Annotated in this window: 2 protein-coding genes; one reads left to right on the top strand and one right to left on the bottom strand. The window is 38.1% G+C overall.

The window, feature by feature from the left end:
- A partial coding sequence (locus C8322_RS14230) for an IS5 family transposase (RefSeq protein ID WP_111810833.1) occupies positions 1-594 on the bottom strand: 594 nt, incomplete at its 3' end.
- 12 nt (positions 595-606) lie between these two features.
- On the opposite strand from C8322_RS14230, the gene C8322_RS14225 reads away from it, so the two are divergent.
- Positions 607-1,356, top strand: coding sequence for a sensor histidine kinase (locus C8322_RS14225; protein WP_228156517.1), 750 nt, complete (start codon positions 607-609; stop codon positions 1,354-1,356).
- Positions 1,357-1,621: the final 265 nt, after the last annotated feature.

Raw genomic sequence — 1,621 nt, 5'->3', positions numbered from 1 at the left:
ATAAGCCCCATCTGTATAGACAGAGTCGATCTGCTCATCCAGTGGAATTTGAGCGAGTAAATCTCCAAGTACCTGCGAATCACTGACATTGTTCGTAGTCAGCTGTACAGCACGTATTTGCAGTGTTTTAGCATCTATACCGATATGGAGCTTACGCCATTGCCGACGATATTCAGACTGATGTTTCTTACGTTTCCATTCACCCTCAACTAAAAACTTCAAGCCAGTGGAGTCGATGAGTAGGTGAAGTCCATCACAACTTTTTTGATAGCTAATTGCAATATCAATATGCTTTTGTCTTCTGCAGAGGCTGGAATAATCCGGAGCTGTCCAATCTAACCCGCAAAGTTTAATGAGGCTTTGAACAAAACCGGTTGCCATACGTAAAGAGAGTCGAAATAGAGATCTGATCATAAGACAGCATTGAATGGCTGTATCGGAATAAGTTTGATTTCGTCCTTGTTTGCCTTTTGGCTGGGCATACCATTGAGTGCCAGGATCAAACCAAATCGAGATATTTCCTCGATTGATTAAGGCACGATTATAAGAGGACCAATTCGTTGTACGATAGATTTTAGGTGTAGGCTTATTCATTCGGAAATTATATTGCTGAATAAGCCTTTAATGATAGGTTTGTGCAACAAAGCCACTTATAAATCTAAACAAATTGAAGTGTATTTAATGGCAGGATTACATGCATTTTTTGTTCCGGTTGCGATTCATGATGCTTATCAAATCCTGACTTATCAAAATGAATTCTGGTCACCTTTTATTTCGCCATTTAGTGCTTTATTCTTAGGGCTTTTACTAGGTCTGCGTTTATATCGTAACAATAAGGTGATTTCACGATTTAATAAAACTTTAAAAGACGAAATTGATAATGTGACTCAAAAACTCAGTTCTTCTTTAAATTCTCAGTACCAATTAGCTTTAGAAAATATTCGCCTTCAAGAACGCGTTAATTTGTCTCGTGATTTGCATGATGGTATTGGTGGTTCAATTGTTCGTTCAATCGAACTGGTGAGCCGCAATGATCATTTAGAAAAAGAAAAATTTTTATCGATTTTAAAATTATTAAGTAATGACTTACGCCAGATTATTGATCATGGTTCAAGTCTGGATGCAAAAATACCTGATAGTCCAATATTATGGGCAGCGCCAACCCGCCATCGCTTTATGGAAATTTTTGATGAGCTGCACATTGCTGCACATTGGCAAATACCAGATAAATGGAACAAGTCGTCCACACCTCTGCAATGTTTAACCCTGACACGTATTCTTGAAGAAGCACTGACTAATATTATTAAACATAGTCAGGCAAGCGAGATTAGGATCGGGCTTGAACAGACAGAGTAGGCATTAATCCTGAATATTCGGGATAATGGCGTCGGTTTTGATCCTGAATGTATTATAGAAGCCAAGCATATAGGGCTACAAAGTATGAAAATACGTGCTCAACGTGCGAATGGTACACTGAATATCCTGTCTTCAGGTCGGGGAACTCATATTCAGGTCATGTTAAGTTTTTAAAACGATTTAGGATAGTTAAATACTTATTTTAATATATCAAGACTCTGTACACGACAAATTTCACAGAACCCTTATCCTATCAGGGTTCTGC

Origin of the sequence: Acinetobacter sp. SM1B (assembly GCF_003289665.1) — a bacterium.
Lineage (GTDB): Bacteria > Pseudomonadota > Gammaproteobacteria > Pseudomonadales > Moraxellaceae > Acinetobacter > Acinetobacter schindleri.
Note: the sequence above shows the minus strand (reverse complement) of the source record. Positions and strands in the feature narration are given on the sequence as shown.